19 protein-coding genes are annotated in these 17,225 nt (G+C 45.3%); 2 read left to right on the top strand and 17 right to left on the bottom strand.

Translation table 11 applies throughout. The features are described from left to right. Positions 1–73 precede the first annotated feature (73 nt). Positions 74–700, top strand: a complete 627-nt coding sequence (locus FKN88_RS10140; RefSeq protein WP_154170452.1) for a trimeric intracellular cation channel family protein — start codon at positions 74–76, stop codon at positions 698–700. Positions 701–789: 89 nt separating this feature from the next. Here FKN88_RS10140 and aroC read toward each other — a convergent pair whose 3' ends face one another. Further along, a complete protein-coding gene (gene aroC / locus FKN88_RS10135; RefSeq protein WP_154170450.1) occupies positions 790–1,875 on the bottom strand; it encodes a chorismate synthase in 1,086 nt (361 codons plus the stop codon). 429 nt (positions 1,876–2,304) lie between these two features. Further along, the gene (prmB, locus tag FKN88_RS10130) at positions 2,305–3,237 is read right to left on the bottom strand and encodes a 50S ribosomal protein L3 N(5)-glutamine methyltransferase (protein ID WP_154170447.1); all 933 of its coding nucleotides are present in this window, start codon (positions 3,235–3,237) and stop codon (positions 2,305–2,307) included. 62 nt (positions 3,238–3,299) lie between these two features. On the opposite strand from prmB, the gene smrB reads away from it, so the two are divergent. Next, on the top strand, positions 3,300–3,854 hold the full coding sequence (gene smrB / locus FKN88_RS10125; RefSeq protein ID WP_004394774.1) for an endonuclease SmrB: 555 nt from the start codon (positions 3,300–3,302) through the stop codon (positions 3,852–3,854). Positions 3,855–3,921: 67 nt separating this feature from the next. Here the strand turns inward: smrB and flhB are convergent, their stop codons facing one another. From flhB to fliE, 15 genes are all read right to left on the bottom strand, one after another. Then, positions 3,922–5,052 (bottom strand): flagellar biosynthesis protein FlhB, encoded by a 1,131-nt coding sequence (gene flhB, locus FKN88_RS10120; protein ID WP_004394773.1) that lies wholly within the window; start codon positions 5,050–5,052, stop codon positions 3,922–3,924. A gap of 9 nt (positions 5,053–5,061) precedes the next feature. Next, positions 5,062–5,844, bottom strand: a complete 783-nt coding sequence (fliR, locus tag FKN88_RS10115) for a flagellar biosynthetic protein FliR (protein WP_004394771.1) — start codon at positions 5,842–5,844, stop codon at positions 5,062–5,064. An 8-nt stretch (positions 5,845–5,852) separates the two neighbouring features. Beyond that, complete coding sequence (gene fliQ, locus FKN88_RS10110) at positions 5,853–6,122, bottom strand: flagellar biosynthesis protein FliQ (RefSeq protein WP_154170443.1); 270 nt, start codon at positions 6,120–6,122, stop codon at positions 5,853–5,855. A gap of 12 nt (positions 6,123–6,134) precedes the next feature. Continuing rightward, complete coding sequence (gene fliP, locus FKN88_RS10105; RefSeq protein WP_372447542.1) at positions 6,135–6,980, bottom strand: flagellar type III secretion system pore protein FliP; 846 nt, start codon at positions 6,978–6,980, stop codon at positions 6,135–6,137. A gap of 43 nt (positions 6,981–7,023) precedes the next feature. Next, the gene (gene fliO, locus FKN88_RS10100; protein ID WP_040904140.1) at positions 7,024–7,401 is read right to left on the bottom strand and encodes a flagellar biosynthetic protein FliO; all 378 of its coding nucleotides are present in this window, start codon (positions 7,399–7,401) and stop codon (positions 7,024–7,026) included. A 3-nt stretch (positions 7,402–7,404) separates the two neighbouring features. Then, positions 7,405–7,815 carry a flagellar motor switch protein FliN gene (gene fliN, locus FKN88_RS10095; protein ID WP_004394768.1) on the bottom strand — a complete coding sequence of 137 codons (411 nt, stop codon included), beginning with the start codon at positions 7,813–7,815 and terminating at the stop codon, positions 7,405–7,407. 21 nt (positions 7,816–7,836) lie between these two features. Then, positions 7,837–8,886 carry a flagellar motor switch protein FliM gene (gene fliM, locus FKN88_RS10090; protein ID WP_040904139.1) on the bottom strand — a complete coding sequence of 350 codons (1,050 nt, stop codon included), beginning with the start codon at positions 8,884–8,886 and terminating at the stop codon, positions 7,837–7,839. Between the two features lie 8 nt (positions 8,887–8,894). Continuing rightward, positions 8,895–9,392 carry a flagellar basal body-associated protein FliL gene (fliL, locus tag FKN88_RS10085; RefSeq protein WP_154170439.1) on the bottom strand — a complete coding sequence of 166 codons (498 nt, stop codon included), beginning with the start codon at positions 9,390–9,392 and terminating at the stop codon, positions 8,895–8,897. 36 nt (positions 9,393–9,428) lie between these two features. Then, entirely contained in the window at positions 9,429–11,189 is a 1,761-nt protein-coding gene (locus FKN88_RS10080) for a flagellar hook-length control protein FliK (protein WP_154170437.1), read from the bottom strand. A gap of 215 nt (positions 11,190–11,404) precedes the next feature. Continuing rightward, on the bottom strand, positions 11,405–11,851 hold the full coding sequence (gene fliJ, locus FKN88_RS10075) for a flagellar export protein FliJ (protein WP_004394764.1): 447 nt from the start codon (positions 11,849–11,851) through the stop codon (positions 11,405–11,407). 7 nt (positions 11,852–11,858) lie between these two features. Continuing rightward, the gene (fliI, locus tag FKN88_RS10070; RefSeq protein ID WP_154170435.1) at positions 11,859–13,181 is read right to left on the bottom strand and encodes a flagellar protein export ATPase FliI; all 1,323 of its coding nucleotides are present in this window, start codon (positions 13,179–13,181) and stop codon (positions 11,859–11,861) included. After that, the gene (gene fliH / locus FKN88_RS10065; RefSeq protein ID WP_154170433.1) at positions 13,181–13,984 is read right to left on the bottom strand and encodes a flagellar assembly protein FliH; all 804 of its coding nucleotides are present in this window, start codon (positions 13,982–13,984) and stop codon (positions 13,181–13,183) included. The genes fliI and fliH overlap by 1 nt, the downstream gene beginning before the upstream one ends. Before the next feature lie 85 nt (positions 13,985–14,069). Beyond that, entirely contained in the window at positions 14,070–15,113 is a 1,044-nt protein-coding gene (gene fliG, locus FKN88_RS10060) for a flagellar motor switch protein FliG (protein WP_115152658.1), read from the bottom strand. After that, entirely contained in the window at positions 15,106–16,848 is a 1,743-nt protein-coding gene (gene fliF / locus FKN88_RS10055; RefSeq protein ID WP_158138771.1) for a flagellar basal-body MS-ring/collar protein FliF, read from the bottom strand. Before fliF ends, fliG begins: the two co-directional genes overlap by 8 nt. A gap of 16 nt (positions 16,849–16,864) precedes the next feature. Next, complete coding sequence (gene fliE / locus FKN88_RS10050) at positions 16,865–17,176, bottom strand: flagellar hook-basal body complex protein FliE (protein WP_040904136.1); 312 nt, start codon at positions 17,174–17,176, stop codon at positions 16,865–16,867. Positions 17,177–17,225 lie beyond the last annotated feature (49 nt).

Here is a 17,225-nt window from a genome sequence, read left to right as displayed (position 1 = left end):
CGTCAAAATGCTCAATTCGCTCTACACTTGCGCCTTTTTCGGCTCAAGTAATCAATACGTAATAAGGTTAATTATGCTACTTAGCGTTCTATACATTATTGGCATCACAGCAGAAGCGATGACCGGGGCTCTTAGTGCTGGACGTCGGAAAATGGATTGGTTTGGCGTTATGTTAGTAGCAAGCGCAACGGCGATTGGTGGTGGTACGGTGCGTGATATTCTTCTCGGCCATTATCCGCTTGGCTGGGTAAAGCATCCGGAGTTTCTGGCGATTACTTGCTTAGCCGGTGTTTTAACCACGGGGATTTATCGTTGGGTGATTAAACTCAAAGGCTTATTCATTCGCTTGGATGCATTGGGGTTGATCGTGTTCAGCATTATCGGCACCAAAGTCGCCTTAGAAATGGGGCATCATGTGATGATCTGTATGGTCGCAGCCTTAGTTACTGGGGTATTTGGTGGCTTGTTGCGTGATTTGATCTGCCGCCAGCCGCCACTGGTACTGCACGATGAGCTTTACGCTTCTGTAGCGTTGATTGCATCCGGGCTTTATCTCACTCTATTAGAACTTGGCCTCAATGAGACAACCAATACCATTGCAACGTTAGTGGTCGGTTATCTTCTGCGTATGGCCGCGGTGCGTTTTAAATGGCGCTTACCATCGTTCCATTTAGTAGAAACCGATAAACCACTGCACTGATCGTAATAGTCTAAAAATGTAGACGATCAAAAGCAATTAACAAGAGTATCAGCGTCTTATAGCGGGCGCTGATACTCTGTTGATGCACATTATAATATAGGCGTTTCAGTGTGTACTGCTTGATTTTGACCACGATGACGCAGTAAGTGATCCATCAGCACAATGGCTAACATCGCTTCAGCAATCGGTACCGCGCGAATGCCTACGCAAGGGTCGTGTCGCCCTTTGGTGATGAGCTCCGTTGGCTCACCTTGACGGGTAATCGTTTGTCCAGGCACGGTAATGCTCGACGTCGGCTTTAAGGCGATATTGGCAACAATATCTTGCCCCGAAGAGATTCCACCTAAAATACCGCCAGCATGGTTGCTTGCAAAGCCGTCCGGGGTAAGCAAATCACGATGTTCGCTGCCTTTTTGGCGCACCACATCAAAGCCATCACCAATTTCCACCCCTTTGACCGCATTAATGCTCATCAGTGCATGAGCAATATCGGCATCGAGTCGATCAAATACCGGTTCACCTAAGCCTACGGGTACTTTGGTTGCCACGACTTGAATTTTGGCACCAATCGAATCACCTTGCTTTTTTAAATCGCGGATTAATTGATCAAACTGAGCGACTTTATCGATATCAGGACAAAAAAAGGCATTGTTTTCGATTTCATTCCAATCCACTTTTTCAATGGCAATATCACCCATTTGTGAAAGATAAGCGCGGATCTCAATACCAAATTCTTGTTGGAGGTATTTTTTCGCAATACCACCAGCCGCCACACGCATCGCGGTTTCCCGGGCAGAGGAACGGCCACCACCCCGATAGTCACGTAAACCGTACTTTTGATGGTAGGTATAGTCCGCATGTCCAGGACGAAATTTATCTTTAATATCTGAATAATCGGTCGAACGCTGATCGGTATTTTCAATCAATAAGCCGATAGAAGTCCCTGTCGTTTTACCTTCAAAAATACCAGAAAGAATTTTCACTTCATCCGCTTCACGGCGCTGAGTAGTATAACGCGATGTACCCGGACGACGGCGATCCAAGTCTACTTGTAAATCAGCGGCACTGATTTCAAGACCAGGAGGGCAACCATCGATGATACACCCTAATGCAACACCATGACTTTCGCCAAAAGTGGTGACTCGAAAATGTTGTCCAATACTGTTTCCTGCCATGTTTTCCTCAAACTTCCCATCAATAAGTAAATCCGTATTGACTTACCAGCATCCTTATTCCTAGCTATCCCTTTGCTACTTGAAGCTACAGTGGTGTTGGCTACGTTCGTTGCCCAAATCGCATCGTTACCTATGCTCATGGAGAGTCGCTCACCGGCCGCCTACCTACCACGCCCAATAGCTTGGGGATCATCTCATCACGGAAGGAGCTTTTGTTAATCATGAAATCATACTCGCTTGATTAGCCAATGATGTAAAGTCCCGACTGACGTTTTCCTTAAAATGCGGCTTTGCCCCTCGCTGATGTCATAAAAAGCGCCCCAGACATACGATTTCACTCCGCGCTACCATCCATAAAAACGCCGACATCGCGTCGGCGTAGAGAGATCATGATTAATGAAAAATGATTAAGCTTTAATCTCAGCTGGGTTAATCACGATACAGTGAGAATTCTTCTGCACAATCAAGCAACTGCTGCTTAGTGAGTAAGAAGACGCCATGGCCACCATTTTCAAATTCTAACCAAGTAAACGGAATATTAGGGTACTGATCCACCAAGTGGATCATTGAGTTACCCACTTCACAAACTAAAATCCCATTATCCGTTAGATAGTGAGGCGCATTAGCTAAAATGCGTCGTGCGAGTTTTAAACCATCCGTTCCCGCCGCAAGCCCTAACTCTGGCTCATGCTTGAACTCATCGGGTAAACTGTTCATATCCTCTTGATCGACATAAGGAGGATTAGTAACAATAATGTCGTATTGCTCTTTCGGTAAATCGCGAAATAAATCTGAACGAATCGGGAACACTTGCTGCTCTAAACCGTGATCTTGAATATTTTGCTCAGCCACCTGCAAAGCGTCAGCTGAAATATCAATCGCATCCACTTCAGCTTCAGGGAAAGCATAGGCGCAAGCAATTGCAATACAACCACTGCCCGTACATAAATCCATAATCCGAGTCGGCTTATCAAGTAACCAAGGTGAAAATTGCGCTTGAATCAATTCACCAATCGGTGAACGAGGCACTAAGACTCGCTCATCAACGAAAAACTCTAGACCACAAAACCACGCTTTATTGGTTAAATAAGCAATAGGCGTGCGCTCATTAATCCGCTTAATGACTCGCTCCACCACACGTAATCGCTCACTGCCCGTTAAACGGGAATTCAGTACATGAGGCGGAACGTCAATCGGTAAATAGAGTGTCGGTAAGATTAACTGAACGGCTTCATCCCATGCATTATCGGTTCCGTGACCATAAAATAACTGTGCCGCATTGAAACGACTCACCGTCCAACGGATCATGTCCTGAAGGGTATGCAGTTCAGAAACCGCCTCATCTACAAAAATCTTATCCAAAATTGCCTCCGAAAAGCGCTACAATACTGCCAATACCGAAAATAACTGATAATTTAACTTTCATGAACAAAAAAAACACCGACATCAGTCACTGTCATGATCTCGATGCGAATGATGATTTTGCTCTGTTTCACGAGGCAGTAAAAGGCGTAAAAAAGTTATCTCAGGATACCATAACCCAATCGCCAAACAGAAATCCCAAGCAAAAAGAAATTCGCCGTCACTCACGAGAAGCCAGTGATACCCATTTTTATTTTTCCGATGAATTTGTGCCGCTACTTAGTGAAGAAGGGCCAACCCGTTATGCTCGGAGTGATATCTCTAAGTATGAAGTTAAAAAACTGCGCCGCGGTGTGTATTCGCCTGAGGTGTTTCTCGATATGCATGGTATGACTCAACAGGAAGCCAAACGAGAACTCGGTGCAATGATTGCTTATTGCCTAAAAGAAAAAGTTCACTGTGCTTGCGTACAACATGGTATTGGTAAACATATTCTTAAACAGAAAGTGCCATTGTGGTTGGCTCAACATCCTGATGTCCTCGCTTTTCATCAAGCGCCATTAGAGTTTGGTGGCAATGGGGCTCTGTTGATCTTATTATCGATTCCCGATAAGTAATACGGTATTGGTCTGGAATAACACAGAACCACTGGCAATAATACGGCTCAACGATAGTGAGTCTGCGCTAGTAGCGCATGTCCGGTGGTATTGGCAGCTCTTGCGTTTTCAACACTGGGCGCTGACCCCCTTTGCGGCGATATTGCTTAATTTGGAACACATAAGCCAATACCTGGGCGACGGCCACAAATAAACCATCTGGAATTTCCTGCTCTAGCTCTGTGGTGTAGTACAGTGCCCGCGCTAGCGGAGGAGCGGCAACAATCATAATCTCGTGCTCACGGGCAATTTCACGGATTTTAAGGGCCAGAAAATCACCGCCTTTGGCAACCACAATGGGGGCTTTATCCGTTCCTTGCTTATAACGTAGCGCCACTGAAAAGTGATCGGGGTTGGTGATAATGACGTCCGCTTGAGGGACATCGGCCATCATCCTGCGTTGTGCCGCTTCACGCTGCAACATCCGAATCCGACCTTTAACTTCAGGCTTACCTTCCGTATCTTTGTATTCGTCTTTAATCTCTTGCTTGGTCATTTTCAGTTTTTCAGCGTGTTGCCAAATCTGAAAAGGCACATCAATCGCGACGACCACCAGCAGTGAACAGCTGATCAGCAAAATAAAATTGAGTAGAATTTCTAAAGCATGGAAAATATTTTGTGGATACACATCCATACTGAGTTGAAAAAGATCATTTTTCGAAGCGTCAATCAGATAGAAAGCCACCCCAGCCACTAAGAGTACTTTGAGTATCGACTTAAACAGCTCAACTAAACTCTGCATACCAAACATGCGTTTAAAGCCGCTCAACGGACTGATCTTTGATAACTTAGGTCTTGCCGCCTCAGCAGAAAAACTGACCCCGCCAACACCGGCAGCCCCGATCAGCGCAGCCACAAATAAGGTAATGAGGATCAGTAGTAGTGGGAAAATTAAATGGGTCAGCGTACCAGCAATAATATCGAACAGTTTGCTACTGTCGAAAATCTCTTCACGGCTCAGAGAAAAAAACCGTCCCATCGTGGTATACAAGCGACTGGCTAACATTTCGCCAAACCACATTAGGGCTACCGAACCAATGATTAATACCGATACCGACGCCAACTCTTTCGACCTTGCAACCTGCCCTTTTTCTTTGGCTTGTTGCAAGCGCCTGGGGGTCGCCTCTTCGGTTCTTTCTTGTCCATCAGACTCTGCCACGGGTTTCTCCTAACAGTTCAGGCGGATCAAACGACACAGTTGCTGCTCACCCTCTGCCCAAAACAGATCATAGTGCGCAAATAGACCACTGACAATATAACCACAAATCAGTAAGCCGACCAAAAGAGCAAAGGCAAAACCTAGCGAAAAGATATTCAATTGTGGTGCAGCCCGAGTCATTACCCCAAAGGAAAGGTTAACGGTTAATAACGCAATGATCCCAGACAGTGACATACTCAACGCCACTTTAAACATAATCCCTAACCATTGGGAGAGCTCATAATAATCGACATTAGTCAGCGATCCTGCGCCAATCGGTAAACTGGTGAAGCTCAGCACCACCAACTGAATCATGGTTAAATGGCCATCCGTCGCCAAAAAAAACATCGTTGCTAAAAACATAAACAATTGGCCTAACAGCGGCGTATTCTGTCCATTAGCAGGATCAACCATAGAAGCAAACCCCAAACTGGCTTGCATACCGAGTATTTGACCAAGGATAACAAAGGTTTGAATTAAAAACTGAGTCACCATCCCCATCGCCACGCCAATAATGATTTGTTCTAGTGTGGTTAAAAAACCTTGAAACGAAAGGAGTTGCAAATCATCGGCAATCGCTGGCACAGCTGGCATTACGGCGAGTGTGATCGCTAAACCAAGATACAGGCGAATACGCGGCGACACAAACCGCGCGCCAGTGACGGTCATCACCATCAACATGGCTGAAATACGTGTAAAAGGCCAAAAGTAGTGTGCAATAAAATCTAGGACTACACTGGCTGGGTATTCCATCGCAGCTCCTAAAATAAAACTTGTGGCAAGCGCTCAATCATGGCGAAGAAAAACTCCATCAGCATTTGAGTCATCCAATGGGCAAACATCATTAATGCTAATAAAGTCACAATCAGACGTGGTAAAAAGCTTAGTGTCTGTTCGTTGATTGAGGTTGCGGCTTGAAACACCGCCACAACTAAACCAATCATTAGGCTAGGTACAATGATCGCGCAAACCATGATCAACACTAACCATAATGCTTCACGAAATAACTCAACAAACAGCTCTGGTGTCATTTGTCTCTCCCGCTATAAAGCAAAACTGCCCGCCAAGGTCGATAAAATTAAGTTCCAGCCATCCACCAAAACAAACAACATCAGCTTAAAGGGTAAAGAAACGATCATCGGGGACAACATCATCATACCCATCGCCATTAATACCGAAGCCACCACTAAATCAATAATAAGAAAAGGCAAAAAGAGCATAAAACCGATTTGGAATGCCGTTTTCAATTCAGAAGTAATAAACGCAGGAATAAGAATCGCCATTGATACGTCTTCCGGATTTTGCGCATTCGAACCGGCAATGTTAACAAACGTCTCTAAATCTTTGAGTCGCGTTTGTTTAAGCATAAAAGATTTCATGGGGTCTTGAGCTAAGTCGAATGCCTGCCGAGCGCTGATCTGCTCATTAAGATAAGGCTGTACGGCTTGTTCATTGATCTGATTGAGCACTGGCGACATAATGAAAAACGTTAAAAAAATCGCAATACCAATAATGACCTGATTCGAGGGCGTTTGCTGCAAGCCCATCGCCTGACGCAAAATCGACATCACGACAACAATGCGCGTAAATGACGTCATTAAAATAACCATGGCTGGTAAAAAACCCAGCATGGTCATTAAAGCGAGAATTTGTAGATTAATCGAATAATCTTCACCACCATCCGCATTCGTGGTCATCGTGAATGCGGGAATCCCACCGCCGCCACTACGGCTGGATAAGGCTAAACTCCTTGAGCCCGCTTGTTCCCTCTCCATTGCTGATACGGTAACACCTTGCGCACCAGCAGCAGTGGGAGGAATGGTCGTAGCAAGCTCTTGCTGAGCATAAAGTGGGGAGGAAAACGCCCAAATAAGTAAACTGAGCAGCATCATTGCTTTACAGAGTAAATGGCTGAGTCGGTGATATTGGCGATTATTTGTCATGTTTTTTTAGCAGCTGCGTCAATTGATGAGCAAAAGGCGTTGGATCTTGCGCCTCCTGAGTTAATGGTGAGTCTAATTTAGCAATCAATTGGATCGAATGACTGGTCACCCCAATCAAAAACTGCTCCTCCCCTGCTTGGACTATCATGATTCGTTCTTTGGTCCCAACCGGAAGCTGGCGAATGATCTGAAATCCTTTTTGCTGACCAAAAACCGGGACTTTCATCCGTTTAAGTAACCAAGCTAGAAACAGAATAAAACCCAGGACGAATAAAAGCGACCCTAAGGTGGTCGCTATATCCAACGAACTGCTGGGAGCGGCAAAAGCTGGGCAACTGAGCAAGGCTAGCCCTAAGATTTTTTTCATCCGCTATCTCAGCTTCTTAATCCGTTCTGTTTGACTAATAACATCCGTGAGACGGATACCGAACTTATCATTGACGACAACGACTTCACCATGAGCAATTAAGGTTCCATTGACCATAACATCAAGTGATTCTCCGGCAATTCTATCCAATTCCACGACTGAACCTTGGTTTAATTGCAACAAGTTACGAATACTAATTTTAGATCGGCCCACTTCCATCGAAATGGTCACAGGAATATCCATGATAGTATCTAACTTACGCCGCTCATCTTCAGTGATCGGCGGTGAAGTATCTTTTAATTCATCCAATGGGGCTGCTAATATTTCATCGACATCAACATCAGGAGCATTCGGATCTTCGCCCAATGCTGCCGCCCATTCATCTGCCAATTTTTGATCATCTGATTTTGACATCTTTGCTACCTATTCTTACGCTTAAGATTGTTCTTCATCGGCTAATTCGTCATTTTCTAATTCAGCAATGATATCTTTACCTAAAAAGGCCAAATCGGTTTTCATTGCTTCAGGACGTTTGATTTTTTGCGAAATTTGCACCGCGAGTTTGTCACCTGAGCGTCCCATTTTAACGCGATAAGTGGGTAGCTCTTCGACAAACATAATGGCATGTTCTGGCATTTTTATCGGGATAATATCGCCAACCTGCAAATCCATTAGATCTCGCAGTGCGATGTCTTGCTCTAATAAATTGACTCGAAAATTAATCGGCACGTCCATAATTTCGTCGCGTAGTGCTGAGCTCCAGCGAACATCGGTTTCCATTTTATCCGATTGAACCCCTGCATCGAGCAATTCTCGAATCGGTTCAACCATCGAATAAGGCATGACCATATGGAAATCACCGCCTCCACCATCCACTTCAATATGGAATGAACAGACAACGATTACCTCGGTTGGACTGACGATGTTCGCCATACTCGGATTCACTTCCGAGTCTAAATATTCAAACTCGACCCCCATTACTGGTGACCATGCTTCTTTATAATCGGCAAAAACGATTTTCAACAATAATTGGATAACTCGTCGTTCGGTTGGTGTAAATTCTCGACCTTCAATTCGCGCATGATAGCGGCCATCACCACCAAAAAAGTTTTCAACCAGAATAAATACCAGTCGCGCTTCCATTGTCACCAGCGCTGTCCCCTTTAATGGACGAAAACGCACCATGTTAAGACTGGTCGGAACGTATAGTGTATTTTGGTATTCACCAAACTTCATCATCTGTACGCCGTTAATCGAAACTTCGGCGGTTTTACGCAGCATATTAAACAGACTAATCCTCATATGCCGTGCAAAGCGTTCATTAATCAGCTCAAGCGTCGGCATTCGTCCACGAACGATACGATCTTGTGACGAAAAATCAAATGAAGAGGCAGTCGACGAATCTAACTCTTCTTCTTCGTCATCCACTCCATCAACGCCATGAAGGAGCGCATCAATTTCGTCTTGGCTTAGTAAATCGGTCACGGACTCACCTACTGCATTACAAAATCGGTAAATAAAACACGTTCAATAACGGGTTCTCCCACCACTTGTGTCATGGCGGCTTTAATATCTTCGGTGGCTTTATCTCGTAATTCAACCCGCCCCGATGGAGTACGCAGTTGTTCAACCGTCGCTGAAGCAAACGTCGCCAATAAGGTACTTTCTACTAACGGAGAGTGAAAACGAGCTAGGTTTTCGTTATTGGTCCCACGAACCATCAGTTGGACTTTAACTTGGACCATACGTCCCCGAGTATCACCACTGACATTAAACACAAACGGCTGAGCAATGTTAACGTAAGAAACTGGAGCAACGCTAGGTGCCGCTCGGCGATTCGCTGTATCGGCACTTTGCTGATCACTGCCAGATCCCATTAAAAAGAACGCTGCACCGCCGCCACCTAACAGCAAAACCGCCGCCGCAATGATAATGATCAGCAGTTTCTTTTTACTCTTCGGTGCATCTTGTGAATTTTCATCAGCAGCCATAACATCCTCTACGTGGTTTTGTTTATTTTTATTAGTTTAAGCGTAATAACTGATTCCATCACGCTTTGTTGTCACATTCAAATCAAGTTTGACGTTAGCATCAATGTTTTCATCGCCTAATAGCGTATCATCGTCACTTAAATGACCAGACTGGCCTCGCTCAGCAGCATAACCTTGTTGCTGACCCGAGCTCTGCTGTTGCACTGATGTATCCGCCAATTGTACACCTTGTTGGGCTAACATTTCCCTTAAACGAGGCATCGCGCCCTCTAAAGCATCTCGTGCTTGAGCATTGGTTACCGTAAATTGAATACTAGCTCCATCAGCGTGCATATTCATACGAATATGCAATCGGCCTAACTCTGGCGGATCCAACCTGATATCAATATTTTTTAAATTCTTCGACATCATCATTTGGATCCGCTCAGCCATCTCATCCGCAACCAATCCTTTATTGAGCATCAAAGGCAGTGGTTGAGCTTGAATCGGCGTCGCTTCATGACGCAATGGTGTCGAACTACTTACCCCAGACTGGGTCGCGGTTGCCGCTATTTGTTGAGCTAATGAGGTATCATCGCTATCACTCGCCGAACGCGTTTTTCCTGCTGCTCCGGCAAGCAACATTGAACTCGCTAAGGCGGCGTTAGCCGCTTGAGTATTTACTAAATCTGGCTGAGCCATCGCTTGACCAGCCGCTCGATTAACGGCCGTTGTACTACTCATCTCAGCATCCAGTGAAGTAGCGTTGCTCATCGCTGTACTAACAGGAGCAGCTATTGTTTGAGATGCTCCAACAGGAGAAGCAGCGGCGGACTGTGTCGCCAATGCCGCAGAGACCCCGACCGCAACCGCTTTTTTGGTACGTTGCCCATCTTGAAGCTCTATATGACCTTCAACTTTAGAGAGATCTCCATCAATTGATCCAGAAGAAGATTGACTATGTGGGTTCGCCGAGAAATGGGTGGCTTGAGTAACCAAGCTCGGATCGATATCAAGTTCATCGGTTAATAAAGTGGGTTGACTATCGATTGGAAGATGAATATCGGTCGTTAACGCTGTATTACTGATAGCGTCTCGCTCCGTCAATTCTGGATGAGCAACCATTGACGCGAGATCAGTCTCAAGTTCAGTGACCCGATGAGATACGACTGTGTTGTTCCGCTCATTCTCACCATCATCGCCATATTGATGACGAGTGCTATTGTCTAAAGTGCTCGCGCCATACATCACCTGAGTTTGTATTGGTGATGTCCAGTCATCTGAGTGCGAGTATTGCTCAGCAACAACCGGTACTGCTATCTCAGCATCGTCATGCTTAGCGGAGAGACTATGAGGCAAAGGCTTGCCGTTATGCCCAGTGAGCACCTGATTAGCCTGCTGTAAACGTACCAGCAAGTCATCGCCTTCATTCATCACTTGCGTGCTTTTATTCTCCAGGAGCGGTTCAGATTGAGGTTCAGCGATTGCACGTGTGAGGCCAACATCGACAGCAGCGTCAAATGAAGCCGTGTGCTCAGAATCAGACTCGGCGAAAGTCTGTCGTTCATCAGAGGGTTCTGATGCTGAAAGTTCAGAGCTAGTTTCATCACCCGATACCACCGTCGCTATCGAAGCCTCATTGTGATTGTGCTTAGCCGTTTGAGTATCACTTTTGGCGCTAAACAGCAGTGCGGTTAACTTATCGAGAAAACTGCTTGGCTCAGCGCTTGCTGAATCTTGACCACTTTGCCCAACGGAGCCTTTTGCCAGATTGGCAATAGAAGTGTTATCGACAGAAGAAGTTGAATTAATATTCATAGGCACATCGCTCGCATTGATACTGAATCATAAAGCCACGCGCGATAGTTATCGTGTGTAGCATGAGATGATCGGATTCTGTGCCTAAATAAATGCAAAAACTACGCCACAATGAGATCTATTTATTGGAATGGATAAAGTATTGGAACGGATAACGTTTAGAAGCACCAAGCACCAGTATCGCGGTCAGGCAAAGAACAATCTGAACGGGATAATTACTTAGGAATATTCCGTTGACGATTAAAATTGAGCGTCGAAAATTCATCCATTTGCTTTTGTTCTCTTCGCTCTTGAATGCGCCGTTGCTCCGTGCGTTTTTTGTCAATTAACCATTCGTATGAACGACGTTGCTGCCGAATATGTAACCAATGTTGCTGACTATTCTCAACTTGCTGCTTAAAATGATTTTCTGCGCCACGTTGTTTAGCTAGGGTTTCATCAAGCTGAGTAAGAAATCGGTTTAAATGACCATATTGACTGGCGGACAATCCCGCTTGACCCCGCTCGACAAGCTGTTGGCAATATTCAAGTCGATACTGCTCAATTTGCTTTAATTGTTGATAGTAACCTTCAAGCTCATTACGAGCCTTACTCAATACCATTATTGCTTGGCTTTCTTTCTCTTTGGCTTGGTCTAATAAAAATTCCAACGCATTGTCCATAGCAAGACTACTCCATGCTCAAGACATTTTTTAACATACCAACGCACATCTCATAAGGTACCGACTCTTTCATTTCTTGTTGAAGGTACTGATCCAACCTTGGTTTGAGAGTAAATGCACTATCAATCGCTTTATCGGTGCCAGGTTTATAGGCGCCAATTGAGACTAAGTCTTGGTTTTTACGACAAATCGATAAGATTTGTCGTACCGCTCGAGACATCAGCATGTGCTCATCTGTGGTGATTTGTGGCATTACCCGACTGACGGATTTTTCAACATCAATCGCGGGATAATGACCGGCGTCTGCCATTTCTCTTGAGAGAACAATATGGCCGTCCAGAATGGCGCGCGACGCATCAGCTATCGGATCTTGTAAATCATCCCCTTCGGTCAACACCGTAAAAAAGGCGGTGATCGAGCCTTGGTTCGGACCGCCATTGCCCGCTCGTTCAACCAATGCGGGTAATTTAGCAAACACCGAAGGTGGATAACCTTTAGTCGCTGGCGGCTCTCCCACCGATAGTGCGATCTCCCGTTGTGCTTGAGCAAAACGAGTTAATGAGTCCATCAATAAAAGTACATCGAGCCCTTGATCGCGAAAATATTCCGCGATAGCCAATGCTGTTTGGCAACCTTTTAAGCGCATCAGAGGCGAGGAATCTGCGGGCGCTGCGACCACAACCGCGCGTTGACGGCCATCCACGCCAAGTATTTCTTCGATAAACTCTTTTACTTCTCGGCCACGCTCACCAATTAGTCCCACCACGACCACTTGTGCAGTCGTGCCACGAGTCATCATCCCCAAGGTAACCGATTTACCGACACCTGAGCCTGCAAAAAGACCGATACGTTGGCCTTTACCAACCGTCAGTAACCCATTAATGGCTTTAATTCCAACGTCTAACGGTTCGGTGATCGGCTTACGCAATAAGGGGTTTATCGGTTGAGCATTAAACGTGGCCTGTTGATCGGTGTAAATCGGTCCAAGTCCATCCAAAGGATTACCGACACCATCAATCACTCGACCCAGCAGCTCCATCCCTACCGCTAATCCAGCCTCTTCGGTCAGTGGGGTTACTTTGGCTCCCGGCAAGATACCGTTGACTTGCTCACTGGGCATCAGAAACAGACTGTCACCAGAAAACCCAACCACTTCCGCTTCCATTTCACCAGACATAGTATCGACTTTACATAAACTACCAATTGGTGCTCGGCACCCCGTCGCTTCTAACGTCAGTCCAACGACGCGTACCAGCCTGCCTGACGCGACAGGTCTGGTTGTTAAGCCTTGTGTTTTGTACTGTGCTAATCGTTCGGCCAGTGACAACATTACTCTTGTCCTACTTGGTGGCGATTTGTGCCACAAAAGCGTTGTAATACGCTACGAATGCGCTCTTCCATACGGTAACTGACACTCGACTCACCGGCTTCGATTTGTACATCACCACGATTTAAGGCTGGCTCACTACTGAGTGTCCATTGACGTGAATTTAACTCCGCTTCACCATAAGCATTTTTAACCAATTCATAATCTTCAGGATGGAGTTTTAAATGAATGGCATGTCCAGTCACAGGGAGTGCTTCGACTGACTCTTTCACCGTATCTAAAATCACTTGTGGATTGGTTTGAACTTCCACATGCACCACTTCTTTGACTAAAGTCAGAACCATATCCACAAGCTGCTTTTCAACTTGTGCATTCATTAATTGTAATGGTTGAGCAAATTGATCGGCCAATGTAATCAAAACATTCACCTGCTCTTGAATGGCTTGTTGCCCCGCTTCAAGCCCTTCTGTTTTACCCGTTTGTAATCCTTCTTGGTGGCCAACCTCAAAACCGCCTTGTTTACCCAGTTCAAATCCTTGTTGGTACCCTTCTGCTTTGCCCTGCTCGATGCCTTCTTGATAAGCGGAACGTTTGATTAACTCAATTTCTTCATCCGTTAAGGTTTGTGGTAGCTCAGGTTCAGGATCATCAAAACTTGGCATCCAAGCGGGATCATAATTCATTGCCGTTTCTTTGGCTTTCTTACCCAGCTCTGCGCCATAATCTGGTAATCCCCATTTTTTGGGTGGCTCAACATTCTCATCCGAGCCTAAACGGATAAAACCCCGTTTTCTTTGTCCAGTCATGAAACATCCTATCGCGAACTAAAAAGGCCGCTAGTTCATTAAGAAAGACATCGAGGGCACAAGGTAGCAAACCACCGTACCTCGATTACAAGAATTCGTCTGCACCACCAGACAACATCAACTCGCCACTGTCTGCCATCTTACGAGCAATCGCCAAGATTTCTTTTTGAGCCGATTCAACATCCGACACTTTAATCGGTGCCATCGCTTCCAAGTCATCTTTCATCAGTTCAGCGGCACGCTTAGACATGTTCTTAAAGATTTTATCTCGTAGCGCTTCATCGGCACCTTTGAGCGCTTTCAACAACACATCCTGTGGTACATCTCGAAGTAATTTTTGGATACCTTGGTCATCCACTTCGACCAAGTTTTCAAACACGAACATCAGGTCTTCAATCTGGGTAGCGAGATCTTCATCTTGCTCACGCATCTGCTCCATAGCGATGCTTTCAATGCTATTATCTAGATAGTTCATAATATCAGCAGCCGCTTTCAAGCCACCAATTTTCGCCGCTTGCGCGCCGGCTTGACCCGCAAACTGTTTCTCCATGATCTCGTTCAACTCAGCCAGTGCTGATGGTTGAACTTCCTCAAGATTAGCGATACGCATTAATAATTGAAGCCTATCTCGCTCAGAAAATTGCGCGAGAATTTCTGCTGATTGGTCCGGCTCAAGGTAGGAGAGAACAATGGTTTGAATTTGTGGGTGTTCATTAACAATGATCGTCGCCACTTGTCTAGGATCCATCCATTTCAGCGAATCTAACCCTTTCGAACCGGTCCCTAGGAGAATTTGGTCGACCAAGTTATTCGCTTTATCCTCACCTAATGCGGCAATAAGTGCATTACGCATAAAGTCTTCACTGCCCATACCAATGTTGGTATATTTTTGAATATCTTCCAAAAATGCACGATGGACGGCACTGACTTTATCTTGACTGAGATCTTTTGCTTTTGCCATCGCACTGCCCACTCGCTGCACTTGCTTGGGTTCTAAGTGACGAATAATCCCAGCCGCATCATCTTCATTGAGGCTCAGTAATAAAATGGCCGCGCGCTCTTCACCAGGAATCGTTGAAATATCAATCCCTTCTTCAGCACCGTCTTTTTTGACTATATCGTTAGGCATTTTGCATCCAATTCTTCACTACTTGAGCCGCAAGTTCAGGCTCGTTAGCCACGAGAGCACGTACCGCTTTGAGCACATCCTCATCCTTATGTAGGTTAGGTAAATCTATTCCTGAGCCAAACTCGAAGAGATCGCCCCCTTCAATATCGCTGCCAATTAAGCTGGTTTCACCATCAGCTCCTATCGGTAAACCATCAGGTCCATATAATTGATCGTCATCATCAACCGCTGGATTAAGCAGCTTCTTCATCGCGGGGCGCACCAAGACCAGAACAATCACAATGATCACTAGCGCACTGGCTAACCAACGTACCCAATCGTTAAAGTGTGGGTTTTCCCAAATAGGAATATCAATCAATGGATCAGTTTCTGGTTCAGCAAACTGCATACTGAGTACTTTAAGTAAATCACCACGATTTTCATTAAACCCAACCGTACCTATCAATAAGGTACGAATTGCATTGATTTCACTCTCGCTTAATGCTTGATAAGTCACCTGTCCTGTTTCAGGATTAACTACAGCGCGATTTTTAATTGCCACCGCCACCGTCTGACGATTAATCACCCCTGTTTGACGCCGCTCATGGCTGATCGTGGTGTCGAGTTCAAAGTTGCGTGTCGCTTCACGATGAACAGAGCCTCGCCCCAAAATAGAGCCATCTTTCATTTGGGCGATATCTTGTGGGATAGAAGCATCGGCGGGGGGTTGATTGCTCAATGCGCCAGGAATTCCGGCCACAACATTACCGTTATTATAGTCTTCTAAGGTATATTCGCTGCGCGTAGCTGGAGTATTTGGGTCAAAAACTTTACGGGTTTGCTCAATCGCACTGAAGTCCAATTCAATATCAACTTGGGCCGTGTAATTGCCTAAGCCTAAAATTGGGATCAAGACTGAATCAATTTTATTGCGTAAATTTTCTTCTTGACGGCGCTCAAGCTCTTGCTCTTTGCGACGAGCCGTGGCGATTGGATCTTGTGAACCTGAGCTGAGTAAGCGTCCGTGTTGGTCAGTGACCGTCACTCGAGTCGGACGCATACCGGGTACCGCACTGGCAACCATATCAACGATAGAATCAACCTCTTCTTGCTTCAAGTTCATTCCTGTACGTAAGGTTAATGATACCGAGGCAGAAGCTTCTTGGTTATGGCGCACAAAGACGCTTTGTTGTGGTAAGGCAAGCAAGACTCGAGCGCGGTTGACTTGACGCATCTCTTCAATCGCTTTAGCTAATTGCCGCTCGCGACTGAGTTTTAGTCTTTCTTGTTCAAGACGCTGAGATACGCCAAAGCCCATATCTTGTAATAAAATATCATCCCCAGCATGACGAGTTTGATGCAACCCAGAACGAACCATATTGAGTCGAATACTATTGAAATCTTTACTGGGTACTAAAATCGTATTGCCGTCTAATCGATAGTTCTGTTTTTGCTGATCGAGATAATCCAAAACGGGGATCAACTCTTCGGTTTCAAAAGCACCCAGCGGACGCATTTCCGGCTCTTTGACCCAGAAAAACAACATCACGATTAATGAGACGCAAATAGAGATAGATAGGACAAGTACAATTTGTCGCAAGAGATCTAAATCGCCCATGGCAAAATCAAGCTTAGAAGTACTTTTTTCTTCTAAATCGGGATTTTGTAAGCCATCATCTAAGCTCATCGAGGTAGAAAGCGCCTGCTCTCCACCAGAAGATATTGCCAGATCGGTTGTTTGTTTATCTTCGGCCACAGTTTACATCCTATGGTTATACTGGCATGTTCATCAGCTCTTTGTACGCATCAACGAGCTTATTACGTACCTGAATAGTCGCTTCAAACGCCACACTCGATTTATTACGAGCAATCATCACATCAGACAAAGAGATACCTTCATCTCCGCGATCAAAGCGTGTCTGTAGGTTACTCGATGACTGCTGTAATCCATTAACAGTATTGATGGCTTGAGTCAGCATTTGGCTAAAATCAGCGCCAACTTTTTGTCCAGTTGCCGCCGGACGAGCATTCGCTGCTTCCGCCATCATTGCTTGCATCTCACTGTTTAAGCCATCTAATCTCATAACCACCTCTAAATGCCAATTCTTTGACTCTCTCATTCATATTGAGTAA

Origin of the sequence: Vibrio sp. 2017_1457_13 (genome assembly GCF_030851525.1) — a bacterium.
GTDB lineage: Bacteria > Pseudomonadota > Gammaproteobacteria > Enterobacterales > Vibrionaceae > Vibrio > Vibrio metschnikovii.
This window is presented reverse-complemented; position numbering and strand designations above follow the sequence as displayed.

Bases quoted from the DNA above. Each gene is read 5' to 3' on its own strand.
- aroC (WP_154170450.1), bottom strand. From the start codon at position 1,875: ATGGCAGGAAACAGTATTGGACAACATTTTCGAGTCACCACTTTTGGC.
- FKN88_RS10080 (WP_154170437.1), bottom strand. From the start codon at position 11,189: ATGAATATTAATTCAACTTCTTCTGTCGATAACACTTCTATTGCCAAT.
- fliO (WP_040904140.1), bottom strand. From the start codon at position 7,401: ATGAAAAAAATCTTAGGGCTAGCCTTGCTCAGTTGCCCAGCTTTTGCC.
- fliL (WP_154170439.1), bottom strand. From the start codon at position 9,392: ATGGCTGCTGATGAAAATTCACAAGATGCACCGAAGAGTAAAAAGAAA.
- FKN88_RS10140 (WP_154170452.1), top strand. From the start codon at position 74: ATGCTACTTAGCGTTCTATACATTATTGGCATCACAGCAGAAGCGATG.
- fliH (WP_154170433.1), bottom strand. From the start codon at position 13,984: ATGACTGGACAAAGAAAACGGGGTTTTATCCGTTTAGGCTCGGATGAG.
- fliQ (WP_154170443.1), bottom strand. From the start codon at position 6,122: ATGACACCAGAGCTGTTTGTTGAGTTATTTCGTGAAGCATTATGGTTA.
- fliP (WP_372447542.1), bottom strand. From the start codon at position 6,980: ATGCTGCTCAGTTTACTTATTTGGGCGTTTTCCTCCCCACTTTATGCT.
- smrB (WP_004394774.1), top strand. From the start codon at position 3,300: ATGAACAAAAAAAACACCGACATCAGTCACTGTCATGATCTCGATGCG.
- fliG (WP_115152658.1), bottom strand. From the start codon at position 15,113: ATGCCTAACGATATAGTCAAAAAAGACGGTGCTGAAGAAGGGATTGAT.
- fliJ (WP_004394764.1), bottom strand. From the start codon at position 11,851: ATGGACAATGCGTTGGAATTTTTATTAGACCAAGCCAAAGAGAAAGAA.
- fliR (WP_004394771.1), bottom strand. From the start codon at position 5,844: ATGGAATACCCAGCCAGTGTAGTCCTAGATTTTATTGCACACTACTTT.
- fliN (WP_004394768.1), bottom strand. From the start codon at position 7,815: ATGTCAAAATCAGATGATCAAAAATTGGCAGATGAATGGGCGGCAGCA.
- fliI (WP_154170435.1), bottom strand. From the start codon at position 13,181: ATGTTGTCACTGGCCGAACGATTAGCACAGTACAAAACACAAGGCTTA.
- fliE (WP_040904136.1), bottom strand. From the start codon at position 17,176: ATGAGATTAGATGGCTTAAACAGTGAGATGCAAGCAATGATGGCGGAA.